Source organism: Mobilicoccus sp., assembly GCF_032060985.1.
Lineage (GTDB): Bacteria > Actinomycetota > Actinomycetes > Actinomycetales > Dermatophilaceae > Mobilicoccus.
Genome location: NZ_DAMBGD010000029.1, coordinates 1 through 19,313 on the forward strand (window position 1 = coordinate 1; position 19,313 = coordinate 19,313).

Here is a 19,313-nt window from a genome sequence, read left to right on the forward strand (position 1 = left end):
GGCGACATCCCACCCATCGAGTACGAAGACCTGTTCTACGCTGAGAACACCGAGCCGGCGCCAGCTGCCCCGGCACAACCCGCTCTCCACTGAACCCGGGGCGATCCAACCCGCCACCGGCGGCGTTGGTCCTCGTCTCGTCCTGGACTACGGTGAGCATGAGCGCACCTTTCTGAACCAGCGCGCCAACGCCGGTCCTGATCAGAGTTCTGTTTCGACAAGATCATCCTCGGGAAGGTGCGCTCCACCACGTCCACCCGCCGAGGGCCATCCACAGGTTCTGATCATTGCTCCTGGTCCACCCGAGACGAACTTCGCATCGCGGTCGTCACATGGATCGAGAAGACCTATCATCGACGCCGCCGGCAAGCCCGGCTGGGACGCCTCACGCCCATCGAGTTCGAGACGATCAGAACCTCACAGACCGCTGCCGCGGCCTGACATCACCGATGTCCCATCGCGTGCAGCAGTCCCGGTCGCCCACGACCACGTGCGGATCGTCGAGGCGTTCGAGAGCGGTGACCGCGAGGCGGTGCGCACCCTCGTCGCCGAGCACGCCGAGCGGAGCAAGACGACGATGCGTCGGGCGATGTCCGACGCGGCACGCCGGGCCACCCCGGCGTTCGTCACCCCCGGGCGATTCGCCGGCAAGGTCGTGCTCGTCACCGGCGCCGCCCAGGGCATCGGTGAGCACACCGCCCGCCGGATCAGCGCCGAGGGTGGGCGCGTCGTCCTCGCCGACCGTAGCGACCTCGTCACGAGGCTCGCGGAGGAGTTCCAGAGCGCTGCCCGGCCGGCGGTCTCCGCCGTCGGTGACCTCGAGACCTACGAGGGCGCGAGGGCCGCCGTCGCGGCCGCGGGGCACCCGGCGCGGAACGCCGCGCCGGGGTCGACGGCACCGTCCTCGACGACGCACCTGCCGACGCACTCGGCGACACCCTCGACGACGCACTCGCCGACGCCGTCGTCAGCGCCTGGGGCCGCCCACGGGTCGTCGTCGTGGAGAACGCCCACGAGGCGCGCCCCGAGACGCTCGCGCTCCTGCAGTCCGCGGTCCTGCGGTGTCCCACGACCCCGACGCTGCTCCTCGTGGCCCGGCCGACGCCCCGGCTCGACCTGCCCGACCTGCACCGCATGGTGCTCGGAGGACTGTCCGTCGGCGACGTGGCCCTCCTCGTCCGGTCCCGCCACCACTCGGTCGGGGGAGCTGCCGTCCGTGCCGTCCACGACCTCACCGGAGGTCTCCCCGGCGACGTGCTCGACCTGCTCACCGAGACCCCCGAGGAGGCCTGGCGGGACCACGTGCCCCTGTTCACCGCCACGCGCCGGCACCGGGAGGAGGTCGAGCGCATCCGGCGCCTCGTCCCTGCGGACACCTGGGCGATGGCGCAGGCCGTCGCGGTTCTCGGGCCCGCCGCCGACCTCGCCGCCGCCTCGCGCCTCGCCGATGTGGCCCCCGAAGCCGTCGATCCCCTCGTCGACCTCGGCGTCGTCCGAGCCGGCGTCGGCCGCGGCCGCACCCACCTGGACGTCACCCACCCCATGTGGGCGCTCGCCGTTCGCGACGCCTCGGGGCCGGGAGCCGTACGGGCCCTGCACCGACGGGCCGCCGAACAGGCCGGAGACGCCGGCCGCCGACTCGCCCACCTCGTCGAGGCGGCGGTGGGCCCGGACGCCGAGCTCTCACGGCGGCTCGCGGAACAGGCCGCACGCCACGCCTCGGCGGGGGAGTGGAGCGAGGCCTCCCGCGCCTACGTCGACGCCGCCCGCACCACCCAGGACCCTGCGGCCCGGTCGCGTCACCGGGCCGCGGCCGTCGATGCGCTCGTCGGTGCCGGTCAGATTCCCGAGGCGGTCGACCTCGTGGCGGAACTGCACAGCTCTCCGCACACCGCGCGGACCCACGCCACGCTGGGCTACCTGTCCATCCTCCTGGGGCGTCATCACGATGCCCAGGCCTGGCTCACGCGCGCGTGGACCGCCGTCGGAGGCTCCGTCGAGGACGGGATGCCGACCGCTCGCGCCGACCGCCCGATCAGCACCGCCACGGACCCCCGAGGGGGCGACACGCGAGCGAGGACGCACGCGCCGGCATCCCCGGCGTCCGACATCGCCCCGCTCGACCCGGCCGGGCTGGACGAGGAGTTCCGGGCGATGGTGTGCACCCGGTGGGTGTTGCACAGCCTCGTCTCCGGCGACGGACGTGCCCTCGTGTCCTGGGCCGACCGGGCGGTCGAGGAGGGCGGGCCCGCCTCGGTGCACGCGACCGAGGCCACGGCCATCCGCGGGCTCGGTCTCGGCGCGTTGGGGCGTGGGCGTGAGGCACGGGCCTCCTTCGACCGCGTGTTGGCGGACGTCGCGTCCGCAGCGCAGACCCAGCGCGTGACCATGGGCCGCGGGTGGCTCGATCTCCTGCTCGACGACCCGTTGTCGGCGCGCTCGGCCCTCGAGAGCGCGGTCTCGGCGGACTTCTCGCACGGTTCGACCCGCATCGTCCTGTGGGCGCAGGCCTGGCTGGCCCGCACCCTTTTCGTCCTCGGCCGATGGAGCGAATGCCTCGAGGTGACCCAGCGGGCCGTCGTCGGCGTCGAGACGAGCGGGCACGAGGTGATCCGCCCTCTCGTGCACTGGCCCGCGGCGGTGGTGCACACCTACCGAGGCGACCTCGAGCAGGCCAGGGCTCACCTCCGGGCGGGCGCGGCCTCCGAGGACGACTACCTGTCCATGCGTCTGCCGTCGGCGATCGCGCATGCCCAGGTCGCCGAGTCCCTGGCCGATCACGGCGCCGTCATCCGGGTGCTGGAACCGGTGGCGACGAGTCGGCTCGCCGACCCCGAGTCGGACACCGGCTTCTGGCCGTGGAGCGATCTGTACGCCAACGCGCTCGTGATGACCGGCCGGTTGGCCGAGGCGGAGCGGCTCCTCGACGCCACCGGAGCGGTCGCGGCCCGCCACGGACGCCGAAGTGCCCTGGCCCGCACCGAGACCGTCCGCGGTCGTCTGCACGGCGCCCGCGGCGACATCGACGAGGCCGTCGCGGCCTTCGCCCGTGCCGACGCACACCTCACCGGGCTCCCCCTGCCCCTGGAGATCGCGCGGCTGCGGCTCGTGCGCGGTCAGGTCCTGCGCCGGGCCGGACGGCGACGGGAGGCGGACGAGGTCATCCGGGGCGCCCGTGAGGCGTTCGGCCGCCTGGGGGCGACGACCTACACCGACCAGTGCGACCGCGAACTCAAGGCGTCCGGCGTGGAACGTCGCCGCCAGTCGGGGATCGGTGAACTCACTCCCCAGGAGGCCACGGTGGCGGAACTCGTCGCCGCGGGGCGCACCAACAAGGAGGTGGCCGGGGAGCTCTACATCTCGGTCAAGACGGTCCAGTACCACCTCACCCGCGTGTACACGAAGCTCGGTCTGCGGTCCCGCTCCGAGCTGGCCGGTCACCTCACGTCGGTGAACGTGGAGCCGGCGGCCCCCGCCGCGGGTGCCGAGGAGTCGGAGGAGAGCCCGTGACGGACACGAGCCGGGTGGTGCTGCCCCTGGAACGCCCGCGCCGCGGTCCGGCGGGCTGGCGGGCCTTCCGCCGCGACGTCGGGGGCGGGTACGCCGCGAACGCGATCATCGCCCTCGTCTTCTCCGCCACCGGGCCGCTCGCCGTCATCCTCGCGAGCGGATCCGCCGGCGATCTGTCGCCGCAGCAGCTCAGTTCCTGGGTGTTCGCCGTCTTCGCCCTCAACGGTCTGCTCACCGTGGTCGCGAGCCTCGCGTTCCGGATGCCGCTGGGGTTCTTCTGGACCATCCCGGGGACCGTCGTCGTCGGCAAGTCCCTCTCCCACGTGCCGTGGAGCGACGTACTCGGCGCCTTCGTCGTCACCGCGCTGCTCGTCCTCCTCCTCGGACTCACCGGTTGGGTCGGGCGCGTCATGCGGCTGCTGCCCCTGCCCATCGTCATGGCGATGGTGGCCGGGGTGTTCCTGCGCTTCGGGCTCGACCTCGTCGGGTCCATCCAGGACACGCCGTGGGTGGCGCTGCCGATGGTCCTCACGTTCGTCGCGCTGAGCATCCCGAGCGGCTTCTCCAGGGTGATGCCGCCGGTGCTCGGCACCCTCGTCGTCGGGGTCGCCGCGGTGCTGTTCACCGACGGTCTCCAGGCGCCCATCACCCTCGGGCTGGCGGACCCGATGCTCCAGACGCCGACGTTCTCCCTCGCCGCCCTCACCGAACTCGTCGTCCCCCTGGCGATCACCGTCGTCATCGTCCAGAACGGTCAGGGGACCGCCGTCCTGCGCGCGGCGGGGCACGACGTCCCGGTCAACACCGCGACGGTGTTGTGCGGACTGTGGTCCCTCCCGGCGGCCGCGCTCGGCGCCGTGACGAGTTGTCTCACCGGCCCGACGAACGCCCTCCTCACCAGCTCGGGAGAGAAGGAACGGCAGTACACCGCGGCAGTCCTCTGTGGCAGCCTCGCCGTGATCGTCGGCGTCCTCGCCCCCACCCTCACCTCGTTCATGTTGGCCATGCCGACGGCCTGGATCGCCGTGCTCGGCGGCGTCGCGATGCTGAAGTCCCTCCAGGGGGCGTTCGTCGCCGCGTTCTCCGGGACCTGCACGTTGGGTGCCCTCGTCGCGTTCCTCGTCACCGTCGCCGATCTCACGGTCCTCAACATCGGGGGCGCCTTCTGGGGCGTCGTGACCGGATACCTCATCTCCCGTGTCCTCGAGCCCGCCGATCTGGGCGGGTCCCGTGGGTGAGGTGGTCGACCCCGGCAGGATGGGTGACCGACCCGTGAAACGCGGGCGTCGTGCCTCGGTAGCATGTGCGTGGCCCCGGGTCCTCCGGCGGTGACCAGCTTGAGCAGTGGGAGCAGTGCGTGAGCCCGACCCGACCGGCCGCCGTCGTCGTCCTCGCCGCAGGGGCGGGCACGCGGATGAAGTCCGACCTCCCCAAGGTGTTGCATGCGCTCGGGGGGCGTTCCCTGCTCGGCCATGCCCTCGCGGCGGCGCGGGAGTGCGACCCGGAGCACCTCGTCGTCGTCGTCCGTCATCAGCGGGACGCCGTCGCCGCGCACGTCGAGGAGATCCACCCCGGCACCCTCGTCGCCGACCAGGACGAGATCCCCGGCACCGGGCGCGCCACGGAGTGCGGCCTCGCCCAGCTGCCGGCCGACCTCACCGGCACCGTCCTCGTCACCTACGGCGACGTGCCGATGCTCACGGGCGCGACCCTCAAGGCCGTCGTCGCGATGCACGAGGAGGGCGGGCACGGCGCCACGGTGATGACCGCGCACGTCGAGGACCCCACCGGCTACGGCCGCATCCTCCGCGACGACACGGGCGACGTCCTCGGCATCGTCGAGCAGAAGGACGCGACGCCCGCGCAGGCGGCGATCACCGAGATCAATTCCGGCATCTACGCCTTCGACGGGGCGTTGTTGCGGGAGTCCCTCGCGAAGGTCGGCACCGACAACGCCCAGGGGGAGAAGTACCTCACCGACGTCCTCGCGATCGCCCGGGAGGCCGGTCGTCGCGTCGCCGCCTACGTCTGCGACGACCTGTGGCAGACCGAGGGCGTTAACGACCGCGTGCAGCTCGAGCGGATGGGCGTCGAGATGAACCGCCGCGTCCTGCAGCGGTGGATGCGGGCCGGCGTCACCGTCGTCGACGCCGCGACGACCCACGTCGACGTGCAGGTGACGTTCGGCCGCGACTGTCGTCTGCTGCCCGGCACCCAGGTGCTCGGGGCGAGCACGATCGGCGCAGGCGTCGAGATCGGGCCCGACACCACGCTGCGCGACGTCGAGGTCGGCGACGGCGCCACGATCGTGCGCACCCACGCCTACCTCACCGAGATCGGCGCGGGGGCCCGCGTGGGTCCGTTCGTCTTCCTGCGACCCGGGTCGAGCGTCGACGCCTCGGCCACCGTCGCCCCCTTCACCGACCTCGGGGCCGCACGCGGTGACGCCGCCGCCTCGTCCATCACCACCGACCCGGAGGCCTGAGAACGATGACCGGCATCAAGCGCACCACCGAGAAGAACCTCATGGTGCTCTCCGGGCGAGCCCACCCCGCGCTCGCCGAGGAGGTCGCCTCCGGGCTCGGCATCCACCTCGTGCCGACCACGGCCTACGAGTTCGCGAACAGCGAGATCTACGTGCGGTTCGAGGAGTCGGTGCGCGGCTCCGACGCGTTCGTCGTGCAGAGCCACACCGCCCCCATCAACGAGTGGGTGATGGAGCACCTCATCATGGTCGACGCGCTCAAGCGCGCCTCGGCCAAGCGGATCACCGTCGTGCTCCCCTTCTACGGCTACGCCCGTCAGGACAAGAAGCACCGCGGCCGCGAGCCGATCTCGGCCCGCCTCATGGCCGACCTCTTCAAGGCCGCCGGCGCCGATCGCCTCATCTGCGTCGACCTGCACACGGCCCAGATCCAGGGGTTCTTCGACGGCCCCGTCGACCACCTCCAGGCCCTGCCGATCCTCAGCGACTACGTCTCGGAGAACTACGGCGGCGAGGAGCTCGCGATCGTCTCCCCGGACGCCGGGCGCATCAAGGTCGCCGAGCAGTGGAGCAAGCGTCTCGACGACGCGCCGCTGGCCTTCATCCACAAGACCCGCGACATCAACCAGCCGAACCAGAGCAAGACCAACCGGGTCGTCGGCGAGGTGCAGGGCAAGACGTGCATCCTCGTCGACGACATGATCGACTCCGGCGGCACCATCTGCCAGGCGGTCGACGCGCTCATGGAGGCGGATGCGGCCAGCGTCGTCATCGCCGCCACCCACCCGATCTTCTCGGGGCCGGCCACCGAGCGGCTGCGCGACTCCTCCGCGCGTGAGGTCATCGTCACCAACACCCTCCCCATCCCGGAGGAGAAGCAGTTCGACAAGCTCACCTGCCTCTCCATCGCACCGCTCATCAGCCAGGCGATCCACGAGGTCTTCGAGGACGGCTCGGTCACGAGCCTGTTCGACCCCGCCACCTGAGGTCACCCCCGTCGTGCCCCCCCCGCGATTTCCCCGTGCCGGGGGTCGCCGGTAGCATGGCGGGGTTGCCTCGGCGAGGGCCGTGACACGAACGGAATCCCCGGTTCTCGCCGGGTGCCCGTCGGTCGCGTGCCGTGATCGACGCGGCGGCGCTCCGCGAATCGCGTGTGCCGTCTCCTCGTGCCGCGACCCGCGTCGAGGCCGCCCTTCATCGACTCTTCCCATCGCGCCCCCGTGCGCGATCGACGACGCCCCCAAGGAGACACCCATGGCCGACCAGCCCGACATCACCGCCGCCATCCGCACCGAGTTCGGCAAGGGCGCCGCCCGCCGCATCCGTCGCGCCGACCAGATCCCTGCGGTGCTCTACGGCTCGAACACCGAGCCCGTGCACCTCACCCTCCCGGGCCACGAGACGATGCTCGCGGTGAAGATGAGCAACGCCCTGCTCAACCTCGACATCGAGGGCCGCAAGCAGCTCGCCCTCGTCAAGGACGTCCAGCGCGACCCGATCAAGCCGATCATCGAGCACGTCGACCTCGTCGTCGTCAAGCGCGGCGAGAAGGTCTCCGTCGAGGTCTCCGTCGTCGTCACCGGCGACGCCGCCCCCGAGACGGTCATCACCACCGAGAACACCTCCCTCGAGGTCGAGGCCGAGGCCACCGCGATCCCCGAGTCCCTCGAGGTCTCCGTCGAGGGCGCCGAGGCGGGCACCCAGATCCTCGCCTCGCAGGTCGAACTCCCCTCCGGCGTCACGCTGCTCAGCGACCCCGAACTGCTTGTCATCAACATCACGCAGGCCATCTCCGCCGAGGCCCTCGAGGCCGAGCTCGAGTCCGCCGAGGCCGACGCCGGCATCGAGAAGGACGAGTCCGGCGAGGACGCCGAGAGCACCGAGGCCGCCGAGTCCGACGCGCAGGGCGGCTCCGAGGAGGAGTGAGCCCGGTGGGGCACGCCCCACCCACGACCGCTCCGGCGTGTCGCCGCGCATGACGAACGGGTCCGACCCCAGGCGGGGGACGGGCCCGTTCGTCGTGTGAACCGGGACGCCGACCCGTCGGGTGACGTGATCGGTTGCGGTCGGGGCGCATCGCGGGGTGGGACCGAGGCGCTCACCGCCCCCACGACACTGGCGGCGGCCCTCACGGAGTCGTCGACCCTTCGCCGAGCCGCGACGGCCCGACACGCTCGATCCTCCCGATTCGCTTGGGTGACAGTGGATCACCCCACCCTGGAACGTGTGGGACATCACCCTGTCGTCGGCAGAAGTATCATCGACACTCGACCTGGACGGCCGACCCAGGTGGCAATACTGTGAGCGGGGGAAGAGTCTTCGGCCTCGGGAAACGTCGTCATCGCGAGTGAGGCACCCATCCATGTCCGTCATCGACCGGCGCAGCGGCCCCTCCGCGGCGACGAGAGTTCCTCGACGGACCCCCTCCGTCCGGCAGGTGGCTCGCCTCCGGCTTCCACCGCAGACGGATCCGTTCGCGCCCACCCTCGATCCGGTGTCGGCGCCGAGACACGAGAATTCCTGGGTGACGCGGTACGTGCGGACCCTTGTCCTCGTCGACCTCGCTGTCGGCGTATTGGCGGCGCTGCTCGCGGGGGGGACCCGCTTCGTCTTCGACATGCCGGCCCGGATGAGCCTGTTGGCGGTCCTGCTGCCCGCAGCCTGGGTGCTCGCGGTGTCGCTGGGCAACGGGTACGAACGCCGGTACGTCGGTCAAGCAACCCCCGAGGAGTATCGCTCGGTGTGGCGTGGGCTGCTGTATCTGTTCGCCGGACTGTCGATCGTGTCCTTCTCGGGTGAGCTCCGCCTCTCTCGCGCCTTCATCCTCATCGCTTTGACGGCGTTGCTCATCGGGAGCATCCTCGGGCGCAAGGTGCTGCGGACGCGACTCGCGCGACGCCGTCAGCGCGGAGCGTGCCTGCAGCGCACGCTCGTCGTGGGGCGCGCGGATTCGGTGACGGCGCTGGTGTCGAGCCTGTCGAGGGACGCCTCGTTAGGCCTGCGGCCGGTAGCGGCGTGCGCGCTCGACCTCGACGGTGCGGAGCTTGCGGGGGAGTCGCTGCTCGCCGGTGTCCCCGTCGTGGGAACGCCGCTGGAGGCGCTTACCGCGGTCGACGCGCTCGACGTCGACTTGGTTGCCGTGGCCTCTCACCCTGATCTCGCGGGCAGGGCTCTGCGGCGTCTCTCGTGGGCGCTGGCGGAACGGGGGGTCGACCTGGTCGTCAGCCCCGGTCTGTTCGATGTCGCGGGGCCGCGGATGTCGATCAGGCCGTCCACCGACCTGTCCTTGTTGCACGTCGAGCGTCCGGCAGCGGTCGGACGCAGCGCCCTCGCGAAGGCGGTGACCGACCGCCTCGTGGCCGCGGCACTGCTCGTGCTGCTCTCGCCGGTGTTCGCGGTCATCGCGCTGCTCATCAAGCTCGACGACCGGGGCCCGGTGGTCTTTCGTCAGGAGCGCGTCGGCATCCGGGGGGAGTTGTTCCAGATCCTCAAGTTTCGCACGATGCGGGTCGGCGCCGACGCGGCGATCGAGGCCCTCGCGGTGCGGAGTGACGGCAACGGGGTGCTGTTCAAGATGCGGAACGACCCGCGCATCACCCGCATCGGTGGGGTGCTGCGAAGGCACTCTCTAGACGAGCTGCCCCAACTCGTCAACGTCGTCCGCGGTCAGATGTCGCTCGTCGGCCCACGCCCCCCGCTGCCGCGGGAGGTGCTCGAGTACGAGTCCGACGCGATCCGACGGCTGCACGTCCGTCCGGGAATGACCGGCCTGTGGCAGGTGAGCGGGCGAAGCGACCTCAGCTGGGAGGAGTCCCTCCGCCTCGACCTGCGGTACGCCGACAACTGGTCGCCGGTCACCGACCTGTGGATCCTCCTGCGCACGGTGCGGGCCGTGGTCGGCCACCGCGGCGCCTACTGACCGGAGCGACCCGTCGGGGTGTTCACGGGCCGGAGGCGGTACAGAGCCCGGACGATTCGGGGCGGCGCGGGGAGGGGCCGTAGGCTGCGCGTATGGACACGTGGCTGCTGATCGGACTCGGCAACCCGGGTCCGTCGTACGCGAAGAACCGCCACAACGTGGGCGCGATGGTGATCGACGAGTTGGTGCGCCGGGGCGGTACGTCGCTCTCGCGGCACAAGGCGCGCGCGCAGGTTGCGGAGTTCCGTCTGGGGGTGCTGCCCGGGGGTGCGCCGGGACCCAAGGTGGTGGGTGCGGTGCCGTCGTCCTACATGAACGAGTCGGGTGGGCCGGTGAGCGGTCTGCTGCAGTACTTCTCGGTGCCACCGGAGCGGCTCGTCGTCGTTCACGACGAACTCGACATCCCCTTCGACGACGTCCGGCTCAAGAGGGGCGGCGGGGAGGGCGGCCACAACGGGTTGCGCTCGATCAGCAAGAGCATCGGGACGAAGGACTACCTGCGCGTGCGGGTGGGGATCGGACGTCCGCCGGGGCGGATGGAGGCGGCCGACTTCGTGCTGCGAGACTTCACCGGGACCGAGCGCAAGGTGCTGCCGCTTTTGCTCGACACCGCCGCCGACGCCGCGGAGGCCGTCGTCCTCGAGGGTCTGACGGCGGCCCAGAATCGATTCCACGCCTGAGGCGACAGGGCATCCGCGGGCCTCGCGAACCGGCCCCCTGCGACGCTCGCGCAGGGGTCGCCCTTTGGCTATTCGGTTGTCGTCTGTAACAATTCGACAAAGAGGGTATGGGCGCCGGGGTGTTGGGTGCCTACGACGGGATGGCCGGCGGGGGGTCGGCATTCGGTCTCTGTCACGACGCGGTGGTGGGCGCCCTTGCCCCCTCCCGCTCCGTCGAAGGGAACCTCAGGTGACGTCCGAGCCACGTGTGCGTCCGCAAAGAACCCGCCACGGTAAACGGCCCGACCGCGTGTCGGTGCCGTCGAGCGACCTGCCGTTCGCGCCCACCCTGGGGTCGACGGCGGTGAGGCTGCGGACGACGCCCTCCTGGGCCCGCAGCTACCTCACTCGTCTCGTCGTGCTCGACCTCCTCGTCGGGGTCGTCGCCGTGGCACTCGCCGCAGGGCTGCGATTCGGTGACACGGTCCGCGGGCCGTACCTGCTCGTGAGTCTGCTCATCCCGCCCGTGTGGATCCTCGCGCTCGGCATGTCGAACGCGTACGAGCGCCGCTATCTCGGGGTGACGGTCGAGGAGTACCGGGCCGTGACACGGGCCGTCCTCGGCGTGCTCGCGCTGCTGGCCGTCACGGCCTTCGTGCTCAACGTCCTCCTCGCCCGCATGTACGTGCTCATCCTCCTGCCGGTGCTGTTCGTCGGCGGGATGCTCACGAGGTTCGTCATGCGCCGGTGGTTGACGACGCGACGCATGCAGGGCGATCTCATGCAGCGCACCGTCGTCGTGGGTCGTGCGGACGCGGCGGCCTCGCTCGTGCGGAGCATCAAGGCCGAGCCGATGCAGGGGCTGCTGCCCGTCGCCGTGTGCGCCTCGAGCCTCGACGGCGACTGGAACTCGAGTCCGATGATCGAAGGTGTGTCCGTCGTGGGGCGACCGCGCGACGCCGTCGCCGTGGCCGACCGGATGGGGGCCGAGTGCGTCGCCGTCGCCTCGCACCCCGACCTCGCCGGCAAGGCGCTGCGGCGCCTGGCGTGGGCCTTGGAGGAACGGGGCATCGAACTCATCGTGAGCCCCGGCCTGCTCGACGTCGCCGGCCCGCGGTTGTCGATCCGACCGTCCTCGAACCTCTCCCTGCTCCACATCGAGCGTCCGGCGGCGGGCTATCGCAGCGTCCTGCTCAAGCAGCTGATGGACCGCACGGTCGCGGCCCTCCTCGTCCTCGCGCTGTCGCCGCTCCTGCTCGTCACGGCCCTCGCGATCAAGCTCACCGACCCCGGGCCGGTGTTCTTCATGCAGAAGCGCGTCGGGATCCGGGGCGAGGTCTTCGAGATCTACAAGTTCCGGACGATGGTCGTCGACGCCGAGGCGCGGCTCGCCGCGCTACAAGCCCGCAGCGACGGCAACGGAGTGCTGTTCAAGATGCAGGACGACCCACGGGTCACGGCGGTGGGGGCGATCCTGCGCCGGTACTCCATCGACGAATTGCCGCAGCTGTTCAACGTCATCAACGGCGACATGTCGCTCGTCGGGCCACGTCCGCCCCTGCCCGCCGAGGTGGAGCAGTACGAGCCCGACGCCCTGCGTCGCCTGCACGTGCGACCCGGTATGACCGGTCTGTGGCAGGTGAGCGGGCGAAGCGACCTCACGTGGGAGGAGTCCCTGCGCCTCGATCTGCGCTACGTCGACAACTGGTCGCCCATCGGTGACCTGCGGATCCTCTTCCGCACCTTCCACGCCGTCGTCCGGGGTTCGGGGGCCTACTGACGAGTCGATCGGCAGATTGGCGGATGGCCCACCGTGGTCACTCCACCAACGTCCGCATACGGTACGCGACGTCCCGGGGACGGTGACCGGTTGCTTCGATCTTCGCGAGAGAAAGGGAGCTGTGCCGCGGACGAGGGGCCATGGTCCTGCCCGCCCCGTACTCCTCCGTCGACACCCGCGTCACATCATCGCGGGACCGCCCCCGCAGCTCGAAGACGTCGGCGGCGATGTCGGCCCAACTCTGCACCGGGCCCCCATTGGTGAGGTTGTAGGTGCCGTATTCTGCGCCGGAGGCGAGGAGGTGGACGATGCCCGCAGCGAGATCCTCGGTGAAGGACAGCCGCCCGAACTGGTCGTCGACGACGGCGGGGCACACGCCCTTGTCGGCGAGCATCGCCATCGTCGCAACGAAGTTCTTGCCCTCGCCGACGACCCAGCTCGTCCGCACGACGTAGTGCTTCTCCCACGTCGCGACGAGCGCGTCGCCCGCAGCCTTGGTCTGGCCGTAGACACCGAGCGGGGAGAAGGGTTCGTCCTCGCGATGCTCGGGCACCGTCCCGTCGAAGACGTAATCGCTGCTCACATGGACGAGGGGGAGTCGGTGGCGGCGCGCGATCTCGACGAGGCGTCCCACTCCGGTGACGTTCGTCGCCCACGCCTCTCGCCGTCCCTCGGGGGTCTCGGCGAGGTCGACCGCGGTGTAGGCCGCGGCGTTGACGATGGCGTCGACGTCGCGCCACTCGATCGCCTCGAGGGTCTCCGGTTTCGCGAGGTCGGCCTCGGCGCGGGAGAGCGCGACGGCGCTCGGGAGCGCTGCTTGGAGCGCGGTGCCGAGTTGTCCACCGGCTCCGAGCACGAGGGTGCGTCGTGGGAGTGCCGGGCGGGACTCGGCGAGCACGGGGTGGGCCTTGTCAGCGTCGGAGAGGATGGCCTCGTGCAACGGGATCGGCCAGGCGATCCCGAGGGCGGGGTCACCGAGCTGGACGAAGGTGTGCCGCGCCTTGGCCTCCGGGCTCCAGTGGTCGTTGACGAGGTAGGCGTACGCCGTGCCCGGGGCGAGCGTCTGGTAGGCGTTGCCGACCCCGCGGGGGACGAACACTGCACGTTCCGGACCCATCTCGACGGTCACGACACGGCCGTGGCTCTCGCCTTCCCGCAGGTCCACCCAGGCGCCGAAGATCCGTCCCGTCGCGACGGAGACGAACTTGTCCCAGGGTTCGGCGTGGATGCCTCGGGTGACCCCGACCTCGTCGTTGAAGGAGATGTTCTGCTGCACGGGGCCGAAGTCCGGCAGCCCGAGCTCGGTCATCTTGGCTTGCTGCCAGTTCTCCTTGAACCAGCCGCGATTGTCCCCATGCACGGGGAGATCGACGACGAGCAAGCCCGGGATCTCGGTTTGGCGGACGGACAGATCGGCCACGACGGCTCCTCCGATCGGTGTGCAGGACGGGCGGGATGAGGGTCGTCGGGGCGACCGGGGGAGTGCCGGCCGGATGCGGCCGGCACTCCCCCGGGTGTCACTGCCCGGCGGCGCGGTAGCCGGCCTCGGTGGCCGCCTTCTGCGGGCGCCACCAGGCCTCGTTCGCGCGGTACCACGCAATGGTGTCGGCGAGGCCCTGTCGGAAATCGGAGAAGCGCGGTTGCCAATCGAGTTCGGTCCGCAGGCGGGTCGCGTCGATCGCGTAGCGGAGGTCGTGTCCGGCGCGGTCGGTGACGTGATCGTAGGCCTCGCGTGGACGGCCCATGAGGTCGAGGATGAGTTCGACGACGTCCCTGTTGGTCTGTTCTCCGTCGGCACCGATGAGGTAGGTCTCGCCCACTGCGCCGCGTTCGATGATGCGCAGCACGGCCGCGTTGTGGTCGTCGACATGGATCCAGTCCCGCACGTTCCGGCCCGCCCCGTAGAGCTTGGGCCGGTCGCCGTCGATGACGTTCGTGATCTGGCGCGGGATGAACTTCTCCACATGCTGGTAGGGCCCGTAGTTGTTGGAGCAGTTGCTGATCGTCGCCCGCACCCCGAACGAGCGCACCCAGGCGCGCACGAGCAGATCCGAGCCGGCCTTGGTCGAGGAGTAGGGGCTGCTGGGGTTGTACGGCGTGTTCTCGGTGAACCGTTCCGGGTCGTCGAGGTCGAGGTCCCCGTACACTTCGTCGGTGGAGACGTGGTGATAGCGCGTCTCATGTCGCCGCAGGGCCTCGAGCAGCGTGAACGTGCCTATGAGGTTGGTGTGCACGAACGGCCAAGGGTCGCGCAGCGAGGCGTCGTTGTGCGACTCGGCCGCGAAGTTCACGACGACGTCGTGGCCGCCGACGAGCTCATTGACCAACCCCGCGTCCGCGATATCTCCCTGCACCAGGTGCACTCGGGACTTGGGAAGTCCATCCAAAATGCGTGGGTCACCGGCATACGAGAGCTTGTCGAGGACTGTCACCTCGTCCTCGGTGTTCTCGATGACCTGCCGCACGAAATTCGATCCGATGAACCCGGCGCCGCCGGTGACCAGTTGCCTCACCGATCCCACGGTAGGAGACCTCCGGGCAGGCAGCGAGGTGGGCGCCCGTGCCTCCCCCGTCGGGACGCGGCACGTCGGGTCATTCGCGGCATCGCCCTTGCCAGGGGCGCCGGCAGGCGGCTGCACCCATCACGCGTGGCGTGAGCAGGCAGCTCGTCCCCGCCTACGAGAAGCCAAGGATCCACTACCCGCTCACCACGCTCGTCCTGTCCGGCATCCGCGAGGTGCTCATCATCACGACCCCCCAGGACGTGGACGCCTTTCGCCGGCTGCTCGGCGACGGGCCGGACTTCGGCATCTCCATTCACTATGCGTCCCAGCCCTTGCCGGAGGGGGATCGCGCAGGCGTTCACCATCGGCGCGGCCGTCATCGGAGGGGACGAGGTGCGTCTCGTTCTCGGCGAAAGCATCTTCCACGGCCCCGGCCCCGGCCTCGGGACGAAGCTCGCCAGGATGGGGGGCAGGTCGGGAAGACGATCGTCGCCTACGGGTGTCCGACCCTTCCGCCTACGACGTCGTCGAGTCGGACGAGCGAGGTCGTGCAACGCGGATCGAGGAGAAGCCAGCCCGGCCGCGATCCCATTGCACGGGCCCGGGCCTCTATTAGTACGACCACGACGTGGTGATCATCGAAAGAGAACTGCAACCATCAGCGCGTGGGGAGTACGAGATCACCGACGTCAATCGCGTGTACCTCGACCGCGGAATCCTCGCGGTGGAGCTCCTCCTCCGGGGGTCCGCCTGGCTCGACACGGGTACCGTCGACGCGCATCAATGATGCGCCGAATTCCGTCCGGGCGCTGCAGACGAGGCAGGGGCTGTTGTTGGGGTGCCCCACATAGATCTCTTGGAATACGTGATGAACTACGACGGGCTGCGGAGAAGGGCATCTGCGCTACTCCAGTCCGGTCATGGCGGATTATGTGCACTCACTTTTTCAAGAATCACCTCGCGCGTGCGGCCGGCCGTGAGCGCGGGGCCCGGCGAGCGCCGGAGAGGTGCGGCCACACAGGCCAAGCACAGCCGTTGCGGTGCTCGGATCAGGAAGCGGCGCGTAGAAACTGGGGCGCGTCCACCGGGGCCGCGTGGCCGTTGAGCTCGCAGTCGATGCGGTCGATGTCCGCACGCACCATGATGCTCGCCAGCTCTGCGGCGGAGACGCTGGCCTTCCAGCCGAGCTTCATCTCGGCCTTGGCCGCGTCTCCGATGAGTGCGTCGACCTCGGTCGGGCGCAGGTAACGCTCGTCGAACCTGACATGTTTCTCCCAGTCGAGATCGGCTGCGCTGAATGCAGCCTCGACGAAGTCGCGGACCGTGACGGCCGCCCCCGTCGCTAGGACGTAGTCATCCGGTTCATCGGCCTGCAGCATCCGCCACATCCCTTCGACGTACTCCGGCGCGTAACCCCAGTCACGGATGGCGTCGAGGTTGCCCAGGTACAGGTGGCGCTGTTGACCACGGCTGATCGCCGCCACGGCGCGGGTGATCTTGCGGGTCACGAACGTCTCACCCCGGCGGGGGCTCTCGTGGTTGAACAGGATGCCGTTGGTGGCGAACATACCGTACGCCTCACGGTAGTTGCGCGTCATCCAATAGGCGTAGAGCTTGGCGGCGCCGTAGGGGGAGCGAGGGTAGAACGGGGTCTCCTCCGATTGTGGCGGCGGAGTCGCGCCGAACATCTCCGACGTACTCGCCTGGTAGAACCGACAGTCGAGGCCGATCATCCGGATCGCCTCCAGCAGGCGGGTCGTCGCGACGCCACTGACGTCGCCGGTGTACTCGGGCTCGTCGAAGGACACTCGAACGTGGCTCTGAGCGGCGAGGTGGTAGACCTCGTCCGGGCGCGTCTGATCCATGAGGGTGACCAAGCGCGACGCAGCCGACAGGTCGGCATAGTGCAAGGTCAGACGACCTGAATCATGGGGGTCGCTATAGATGTGATCGATCCGCGTCGTGTTGAAGGTGCTCGCGCGCCGGATGAGGCCGTGGACCTCATATCCCTTGGAGAGCAGCAACTCTGCGAGGTACGACCCATCCTGACCGGTGATACCGGTGATGAGAGCACGCTTGGGCATCGGACTCCTTTGTTCGTCGGATGCTGTGAGGGTACCTGGATCAGCGTCCAAGACGGGCGTCTATCGCCGGTACACTGTGGTCCATCCGACGACGCCTGGGAGGGAAAGTCATTGTCCAGCAACAAGATTGACCGCGATTGCGTCGTGTACATCGCGGGGCACCGGGGCTTGGTTGGGTCCGCCATCTGGCGCCACTTCGAGGCGCAGGGCTTCACACGGCTCGTGGGGGCAACCTCCGCCGAGGTTGACCTGCGCGACGCCGCCGCCACCGAGGCGCTCCTCCAGCGCGTCCGCCCTGATGTCGTCGTCGATGCCGCCGCCCGAGTGGGCGGAATCCTCGCCAACAGCACTCAGCCTGCCGAATTCATGTCGGACAACCTCCGCATCCAGGTCAACCTCATGGACGCGGCTGCCAGGGTCGGAGTCGAGCGCTTCCTCTTCCTCGGCTCCAGCTGCATCTACCCCAAGATGGCCGAGCAGCCCATCCGCGAGGAGAGCCTGCTTACCGGCCCGCTCGAGGAAACGAACATCGCGTACGCGATCGCTAAGATCGCCGGCGTCATCGCAGTGCAGTCCCACCGCACTGAATACGCGCGAGCGTGGATCTCGGCGATGCCGACCAACCTCTACGGCCCCGGCGACAACTTCGACCCCCAGAGTTCCCACGTCCTGCCGGCGCTGATCCGGCGTTTCCACGAGGCAGCCCGTGACGGGGTGAGCGAGGTCATCCTGTGGGGCACGGGTACCCCGCGCCGTGAGTTCCTGCACGTCGACGACCTCGCCGAGGCCTGTCTGATGCTGCTGGAGAACTACGACGATGGACTCCCGATCAACGTCGGTACCGGCACCGACGTGACGATCCGCGAACTCGCCGAGATTGTCGCGGACATCACCGGATTCGAGGGGGAGATCGTGCAGGACACGTCCAAGCCGGACGGCACTCCCCGCAAGCTGCTTGATGTCTCGCGCATCCGCAGTCTCGGTTGGGAGTCGCGAATCCGTCTGCGCGAGGGCATCGAATCCACCTACCGCTGGTACGTCGATAATGTCGACGATTGACACAATTGCCACGAGATGGACGGTGGCAGGCATGCCGTCTTGCGAGCGTCCTGACAGGTCGGTTCCTGTGGAAATGGGATTACTGCACGAAGTGGGCCATCGGTGATGTCAGGCCGCGGCAGCGGCCTGTGTGGTTCTGATCGTCTCGAACTCGATCGGGGTGAGGCGTCCGGGCCGTGCTTGCCGGCGTCGTCGGTGGTGGGTCTTCTCGATCCACGTGACGATGGCGGGGCGTAGCTGTTCGCGCGTGTTCCACGGCTGCCGATCGAGCACATTCTCGTCCGTCAGCGCGAAGAAGGACTCCATCGCGGCGTTGTCACCGGCCGCGCCGATGCGTCCCATGGAACCGGCCACTCCGTACCGGCTCAACGCGTACGTACTTCCTCGCACGAAATTGCGAGACCCTCTCCGAATGCACCACGCAGCCAGCCGCATGCAAGCGAGGCGCGACGGCGCTCCTAGGGCACGGCTTGGGCGCGCTTCACCCTCTCAGGCCCGCTCAACAGCAAGCCAGCTCGGACGACCCTACCCGTGCAGCAGTCCCGACCGGTCACACCGAGCGCGGTGACGTCGTCGGACAGTGTCGTGCCCACAAGTGAGGTTCTCCGGTGAATCGTTCGCGGTCGTACTCGAGGAACGGCTCGAATGGAGCACCGCCGGCGGGCCTGCGCACCCTGGCGACCCGGCCACCCGTAAGGTAGGCGCGGACGGTCTTGCGGTCCCGGCCCAAGTGTCGGGCGATCGCCGAGATCGTCCAACCCTGCCGGCGCAGCGCGTGAGCGCCGATGTCTTCCTCCCGTGTCAGCATGACGTGAGGCTCCCCTCGGAAGGGATGGCGTGTGGTCAGAGACCGCCGTCGTCGAGGGGGCCCACCCGCATTGATGGAGGCACACGGGTGGGGAATTCAATGAGCGGATCTGAGGAGTTTCGCCTGAGCGTCATCAGAGGACCGTTCAGCCCTGATCCACCGTCCGAGGTAGTGCCCTGTGGCGCGTTGTGACGACGGAAGTGCCCCTTGAGCTGGGAAGATGGTGATTACCACATCAAGCATCTGACCTAGCCGAAGGGGCACTTCGCAGGTGAAAGCGTCTCACAGCATCCGCCCGGTTTTTGATGACGGGAATCTCGTGTCGTGCGCGGGCCTGGCTCCGGTGTTGGCGTTGGCCGAGCGGGCCGGGTGGAGTGAACACCTGGATAGCCTGTCGGTGCCCTGCGCGAACGCCGCGGTCAAGGCCCGGTGCGTGGTCGGGGGCATGTCGGGCCTTGCCCCCGATCTTTGGACACGGGGTGTGTTGGATTACGCGGCTTCCGGG

Annotated in this window: 15 protein-coding genes and 4 pseudogenes; 14 read left to right on the top strand and 5 right to left on the bottom strand. The window is 69.6% G+C overall.

The features are described from left to right. Positions 1-282: 282 nt before the first annotated feature. The 10 genes and pseudogenes from RT054_RS16230 to RT054_RS16275 all read left to right on the top strand — a co-directional run. A pseudogene (locus tag RT054_RS16230) lies at positions 283-441 on the top strand (IS3 family transposase); the annotation flags it as partial. A 148-nt stretch (positions 442-589) separates the two neighbouring features. Further along, positions 590-847: pseudogene (locus RT054_RS16235) on the top strand (SDR family NAD(P)-dependent oxidoreductase); the annotation flags it as partial. A gap of 152 nt (positions 848-999) precedes the next feature. Continuing rightward, on the top strand, positions 1,000-3,510 hold the full coding sequence (locus RT054_RS16240; RefSeq protein WP_313025622.1) for a LuxR C-terminal-related transcriptional regulator: 2,511 nt from the start codon (positions 1,000-1,002) through the stop codon (positions 3,508-3,510). After that, positions 3,507-4,748: a benzoate/H(+) symporter BenE family transporter gene (locus tag RT054_RS16245; protein WP_313025625.1), complete on the top strand. Its 1,242-nt coding sequence runs from the start codon at positions 3,507-3,509 to the stop codon at positions 4,746-4,748. The genes RT054_RS16240 and RT054_RS16245 overlap by 4 nt, the downstream gene beginning before the upstream one ends. Before the next feature lie 119 nt (positions 4,749-4,867). Further along, positions 4,868-5,995: an NTP transferase domain-containing protein gene (locus RT054_RS16250; RefSeq protein WP_313025627.1), complete on the top strand. Its 1,128-nt coding sequence runs from the start codon at positions 4,868-4,870 to the stop codon at positions 5,993-5,995. Positions 5,996-6,000: 5 nt separating this feature from the next. Beyond that, the gene (locus RT054_RS16255; protein WP_313025629.1) at positions 6,001-6,981 is read left to right on the top strand and encodes a ribose-phosphate diphosphokinase; all 981 of its coding nucleotides are present in this window, start codon (positions 6,001-6,003) and stop codon (positions 6,979-6,981) included. Positions 6,982-7,249: 268 nt separating this feature from the next. Further along, positions 7,250-7,921 carry a 50S ribosomal protein L25/general stress protein Ctc gene (locus tag RT054_RS16260; protein ID WP_313025631.1) on the top strand — a complete coding sequence of 224 codons (672 nt, stop codon included), beginning with the start codon at positions 7,250-7,252 and terminating at the stop codon, positions 7,919-7,921. Between the two features lie 598 nt (positions 7,922-8,519). After that, positions 8,520-9,914, top strand: coding sequence for a sugar transferase (locus RT054_RS16265; RefSeq protein WP_313025632.1), 1,395 nt, complete (start codon positions 8,520-8,522; stop codon positions 9,912-9,914). Positions 9,915-10,006: 92 nt separating this feature from the next. Beyond that, positions 10,007-10,594, top strand: a complete 588-nt coding sequence (gene pth, locus RT054_RS16270) for an aminoacyl-tRNA hydrolase (protein WP_313025633.1) — start codon at positions 10,007-10,009, stop codon at positions 10,592-10,594. 289 nt (positions 10,595-10,883) lie between these two features. Further along, positions 10,884-12,353 (top strand): sugar transferase, encoded by a 1,470-nt coding sequence (locus RT054_RS16275; protein ID WP_313025634.1) that lies wholly within the window; start codon positions 10,884-10,886, stop codon positions 12,351-12,353. A gap of 37 nt (positions 12,354-12,390) precedes the next feature. Here the strand turns inward: RT054_RS16275 and RT054_RS16280 are convergent, their stop codons facing one another. Both RT054_RS16280 and rfbB read right to left on the bottom strand, forming a co-directional pair. Beyond that, positions 12,391-13,773, bottom strand: a complete 1,383-nt coding sequence (locus RT054_RS16280) for a bifunctional dTDP-4-dehydrorhamnose 3,5-epimerase family protein/NAD(P)-dependent oxidoreductase (protein WP_313025635.1) — start codon at positions 13,771-13,773, stop codon at positions 12,391-12,393. Positions 13,774-13,870: 97 nt separating this feature from the next. Then, on the bottom strand, positions 13,871-14,866 hold the full coding sequence (rfbB, locus tag RT054_RS16285; RefSeq protein ID WP_313025637.1) for a dTDP-glucose 4,6-dehydratase: 996 nt from the start codon (positions 14,864-14,866) through the stop codon (positions 13,871-13,873). A gap of 140 nt (positions 14,867-15,006) precedes the next feature. On the opposite strand from rfbB, the gene RT054_RS16565 reads away from it, so the two are divergent. Further along, positions 15,007-15,492, top strand: a complete 486-nt coding sequence (locus RT054_RS16565; protein ID WP_396837331.1) for a sugar phosphate nucleotidyltransferase — start codon at positions 15,007-15,009, stop codon at positions 15,490-15,492. Continuing rightward, the gene (locus RT054_RS16570) at positions 15,486-15,644 is read left to right on the top strand and encodes a sugar phosphate nucleotidyltransferase (protein ID WP_396837332.1); all 159 of its coding nucleotides are present in this window, start codon (positions 15,486-15,488) and stop codon (positions 15,642-15,644) included. Before RT054_RS16565 ends, RT054_RS16570 begins: the two co-directional genes overlap by 7 nt. A 262-nt stretch (positions 15,645-15,906) precedes the next feature. Here RT054_RS16570 and gmd read toward each other — a convergent pair whose 3' ends face one another. Continuing rightward, positions 15,907-16,941, bottom strand: a complete 1,035-nt coding sequence (gene gmd / locus RT054_RS16295) for a GDP-mannose 4,6-dehydratase (protein ID WP_313025640.1) — start codon at positions 16,939-16,941, stop codon at positions 15,907-15,909. A gap of 111 nt (positions 16,942-17,052) precedes the next feature. On the opposite strand from gmd, the gene RT054_RS16300 reads away from it, so the two are divergent. Continuing rightward, the gene (locus RT054_RS16300; protein ID WP_313025642.1) at positions 17,053-18,000 is read left to right on the top strand and encodes a GDP-L-fucose synthase; all 948 of its coding nucleotides are present in this window, start codon (positions 17,053-17,055) and stop codon (positions 17,998-18,000) included. Positions 18,001-18,108: 108 nt separating this feature from the next. On the opposite strand, the pseudogene RT054_RS16305 reads toward RT054_RS16300, so the two are convergent. Together RT054_RS16305 and RT054_RS16575 are read right to left on the bottom strand one after the other, a co-directional pair. Beyond that, a pseudogene (locus RT054_RS16305) lies at positions 18,109-18,454 on the bottom strand (IS3 family transposase); the annotation flags it as partial. A gap of 96 nt (positions 18,455-18,550) precedes the next feature. Next, complete coding sequence (locus RT054_RS16575) at positions 18,551-18,808, bottom strand: terminase gpP N-terminus-related DNA-binding protein (RefSeq protein ID WP_396837334.1); 258 nt, start codon at positions 18,806-18,808, stop codon at positions 18,551-18,553. Positions 18,809-19,079: 271 nt separating this feature from the next. Between RT054_RS16575 and RT054_RS16310 the strand changes: the two are divergent. Beyond that, positions 19,080-19,313 (top strand): annotated as a pseudogene (locus tag RT054_RS16310) (IS1380 family transposase); the annotation flags it as partial.